At 65.3% G+C, this 4067-nt stretch carries 5 protein-coding genes; all 5 read left to right on the top strand.

What is annotated here, in order from left to right; all coding sequences use genetic code 11:
- Nucleotides 1–415 (top strand): metal ABC transporter permease (locus Q8R73_RS00005; RefSeq protein WP_305717498.1); only part of this gene is annotated, 415 nt, incomplete at its 5' end.
- Nucleotides 416–672: 257 nt separating this feature from the next.
- The gene (locus Q8R73_RS00010; protein WP_305717499.1) at nucleotides 673–1506 is read left to right on the top strand and encodes a metal ABC transporter solute-binding protein, Zn/Mn family; all 834 of its coding nucleotides are present in this window, start codon (nucleotides 673–675) and stop codon (nucleotides 1504–1506) included.
- A 59-nt stretch (nucleotides 1507–1565) separates the two neighbouring features.
- Nucleotides 1566–2612: a GTP-binding protein gene (locus Q8R73_RS00015; protein ID WP_305717500.1), complete on the top strand. Its 1047-nt coding sequence runs from the start codon at nucleotides 1566–1568 to the stop codon at nucleotides 2610–2612.
- Nucleotides 2612–3631, top strand: coding sequence for a WD40 repeat domain-containing protein (locus Q8R73_RS00020; protein WP_305717502.1), 1020 nt, complete (start codon nucleotides 2612–2614; stop codon nucleotides 3629–3631). Before Q8R73_RS00015 ends, Q8R73_RS00020 begins: the two co-directional genes overlap by 1 nt.
- Nucleotides 3632–3804: 173 nt before the next feature.
- The coding region (locus Q8R73_RS00025; RefSeq protein ID WP_305717501.1) for a hypothetical protein at nucleotides 3805–4067 on the top strand (263 nt) is incomplete at its 3' end.

The raw sequence follows: 4067 nt of genomic DNA on the forward strand, positions 1-4067 counted from the left end.
GCTGGTGCTGGCGGTGATCTTTCGCCCCTTGGTGATCGAATGCGTCGATCCGGTGTTCTTGCGCACCGTCAGCCGCGCCGGCGCGCCGGCGCATCTGGCGTTTCTGGCGCTGGTGGTGGTCAACCTCGTCAACGGCTTTCACGCGCTTGGCACTCTGCTGGCGGTCGGGCTGATGATTCTGCCCGCCGGCATCGCGCGGTTCTGGTCGCGCGACATCACCGGCATGATCTGCATCGCGGTCGCCAGCGCGATCGTGTCGGGCTATGCGGGCCTCGTGCTGTCGTTCCAGACCAAGGTGCCGTCGGGCCCCGCGATCATCCTGGTGGCGGCGGTGCTGTATGTCGGCTCGGTGCTGTTCGGCACCGTCAGCGGGCTGCTCCACCAGATGTTTCCCCGTCGGCATTTGGAGGCGTAGACATGAAGTTGAACTCTTCGGCCTTCACATGCTCCATGCCACCTCGCCGCTTGTGGGAGAGGTCAGATCGCATCGCCAGACGCGATCCGGGTGAGGGGTTACGGACCGTCGATAGACCTGAACCCCTCACCCCAAGCCTCTCCCACAGGGGGAGAGGGGGCTCACCGTCGATGCTGCGATATCTCGCCAATGCTTCGACCGGGATGGATCGGACAGCAGTGATGCGGCTTCTTTGTCTAATCAGCATAGTGCTTGCGATGGCTGTTCTCCCCGCCCGCGCGCAGGAGCGCCTCAACGTGGTCGCGACCTTCTCGATCCTCGGTGATTTCGTGCAAAATGTCGGAGGCGACCGCGTCAGCGTGACGACCCTGGTGGGTCCCGATGGCGACGCGCACGTCTATACGCCGGCGCCCGCGGACGCCAGGAAGGTAGCGGACGCGAAACTCGTCATCGTCAACGGCCTCGACTTCGAAGGCTGGCTGTCGCGGCTGGTGAAATCCTCCGGCAAGAAGGCGACCATCATCACCGCGACCGGGGGCATCGCGCCGCGCAAGCTCGGCTCCCACGCCGATCCACATGCCTGGCAATCGGTCGCCAATGCGAAAATATATGTGGCCAACATTCGCGATGCGCTCGCCGCCGCCGATCCGGCGGGGGCCGAAGCCTATCGCGCCAATGCAGCGAACTACCTGGCAAAGCTCGATGCGCTCGACAGCGAGGTGCGCGCGGCGGTGGCGCAGATCCCGCAAGACCGCCGCAAGGTGATCTCGACCCATGAAGCGTTCGGCTATTTCGCGTCCGCCTATGGCATCGAATTCGTGGCGCCGCTGGGCGTTTCCACCGAATCCGCGGCCAGCGCGCGCGCTGTCGCCCGCATCATCACCCAGATCAGGACCCAGAAAATCCCGGCGGTTTTCCTCGAAAATATCAGCGACTCCAGGCTGATCCGGCGGATATCGGCCGAGACCGGCGCCAAGGTCGGCGGAACGCTGTATTCCGACAGTTTGACGGGCGAAAAGGGCGACGCCCCCACTTACATTGATATGGTCAGGCACAATATAAAGGCCCTGACCAGCGCGCTCGCCAATTAGGGCAGGGCCCCTCCCTGCCGCCGGCAAGGCTGCGCGACTACCGCCTTTCCGGAGTGATCATGGCTGAACCCTCGACCCAAAAAATTCCCGTGACCGTGCTGACGGGCTATCTCGGCGCCGGCAAGACCACCCTGCTCAACCGCATCCTTTCGGAGAACCACGGCAAGAAATACGCCGTCATCGTCAACGAATTCGGCGAGATCGGCATCGACAACGATCTGATCATCGGCGCCGACGAAGAAGTGTTCGAGATGAACAATGGCTGCGTCTGCTGCACCGTGCGCGGCGACCTCGTCCGCATCCTCGACGGGTTGATGAAGCGCAAGGGCAAGTTCGACGCCATCATCGTCGAGACCACCGGTCTGGCCGATCCGGCCCCGGTGGCGCAGACCTTCTTCGTCGACGAGGACGTGCAGAAGCATGCCCGGCTCGACGCCGTGGTGACGGTGGCCGACGCCAAATGGCTGAACGACCGGCTGAAGGACGCGCCCGAGGCCAAGAACCAGATCGCCTTCGCCGACGTCATCGTGCTCAACAAGACCGATCTCGTGAGCAAGGCCGAACTGGCCGAAGTCGAGGCGCGGATCCGCGCCATCAACCCGTACGCCAAGCTGCACCGCACCGAGCGCTGCCAGGTGGCGCTGTCGGACGTGCTGGAGCGCGGCGCGTTCGATCTCGACCGCATCCTCGAACTCGAGCCGGAATTCCTCGACGGCGGCGATGGCCACGACCATGACCATCATCACGGACATGATCATCACCACGATCACGGCCACAGCCATGGCGGCCTGAAGCACTATCACGACGAGGACATGCAATCGCTGTCGCTGCGCTCCGACAAGCCGCTCGATGCCACCAAATTCATGCCATGGCTGCAGAACCTGGTCGCCAGCGAAGGCCAGAAGATTTTGCGGTCGAAGGGCATTCTCGCCTTCACCGACGATGACGACCGTTACGTGTTTCAGGGCGTCCACATGATGCTGGAGGGTGACCACCAGCGCCCCTGGAAGGAGGGCGAAGCCCGCGAGAGTCGCCTCGTCTTCATCGGCCGCGAACTGCCCGAGCAGTTGATCCGTGACGGTTTCGAAGGCTGTATCACCACGTGATGAAAGAGTTCGATCCCGGCACCAACGCCGCCTCCATCATCTCGGTCACCGACCGGGTGCGTCCGCTCGCGATCGGCATGCCCGTGACTTCGGTGCATTTTCTCGGCGAAGTCGCAGCCTTCGTCGGCGCCGAGGAAAGCGTGGCGCTGGCGAGCGCCGACGGCGAGATATCGCTTGCTCCGGTCCACAGCGGCGGCATCCTCTGCGCTGCAACCGACGGCGCCCGCATCGTCATGGGCGGCGACGACGGCAAGGTGGTGGCGCTGGATAAAGCAGGCGAGGTCACGCTGCTGGCGACCGACGCCAAACGGCGCTGGATCGACAATGTCGCCGTCCATCCCGACGGCGCTGTCGCGTGGTCGGCCGGCAAGACCGCCTGTGTCCGCGGCGCCAAAAGCGAGGAAAAATCCTTCGAAGTGCCGTCGACCGTCGGCGGTCTGGCGTTCGCGCCGAAAGGGCTGCGGCTCGCGATCGCGCATTACAACGGCGTGACGCTGTGGTTTCCCAACATGGCCGCCAACGCCGAAGTGCTGGAATGGGCCGGGTCGCATCTCGGAGTCATGTTCAGCCCCGACAACAAGTTCCTGATCACGGCGATGCACGAGCCGGCGCTGCATGGCTGGCGGCTGGCCGATACCCGGCACATGCGCATGACCGGTTATCCCGGCCGCGTGCGCTCGCTGTCATGGAGCGCCGGCGGCAAGGCGCTGGCGACGTCGGGCGCTGACACCGTGATCGTCTGGCCGTTCGGCAGCAAGGACGGTCCGATGGGCAAGGAGCCCGCGATGCTGGCACCGCTGCGGGCGCGGGTCTCCGCGGTCGCCTGCCATCCGAAGCAGGATATCCTGGCGGCGGGCTACAGCGACGGCACCGTGCTGATGGTGCGGCTGGGCGACGGCGCGGAAATCCTGGTGCGCAAGAACGGCGGCGCGCAAGTCTCGGGCCTGGCCTGGAATCCCAAGGGCACTCAACTGGCGTTTGCCGCGGAAGACGGCGACGCCGGGCTGCTGGCGCTGTAGCGGATCCTGACCTCGCCCCGCTTGCGGCAGGAGGGCGCATCGCTCTCGATGCAGCCTGCCGGCCTGCCAACCCCGGGAACCTTCCTCTTCCGCAGTCGTTGATATCGCGAACCAATTCGCGGCGACCGGCGGTGAACCCAATGTATTCGGACGACAGCAAGCGAGCTTACAGGATGAATATGATGTTGGCGGGCGCCATGGTGGCGGCCGGGATCGTCATGACGGGGCTTTCGGTTGCCACGCTCAACGCCGGCAAGCCGCATCCCCAGATGGCACAGGCGACGCAACCGCTGCAATCGACGCCGGGCGCGGAGACAAAACCGTCGGCACCGGCGGATCCCGCCACCACGGGCGCGCGGCCCACCGACGTCCCGCCACAGCCCGCCCGGCCCGATGCCGATGCGCAGAAGGCCGGCGCGCAGCCCGCCCTGCCGCC

Origin of the sequence: Bradyrhizobium sp. (assembly GCF_030697065.1) — a bacterium.
GTDB lineage: Bacteria > Pseudomonadota > Alphaproteobacteria > Rhizobiales > Xanthobacteraceae > Bradyrhizobium.

Coding starts and splice junctions, on each gene's coding strand:
- Q8R73_RS00010 (WP_305717499.1), top strand. CDS start 673: ATGGCTGTTCTCCCCGCCCGCGCGCAGGAGCGCCTCAACGTGGTCGCG.
- Q8R73_RS00015 (WP_305717500.1), top strand. CDS start 1,566: ATGGCTGAACCCTCGACCCAAAAAATTCCCGTGACCGTGCTGACGGGC.
- Q8R73_RS00020 (WP_305717502.1), top strand. CDS start 2,612: ATGAAAGAGTTCGATCCCGGCACCAACGCCGCCTCCATCATCTCGGTC.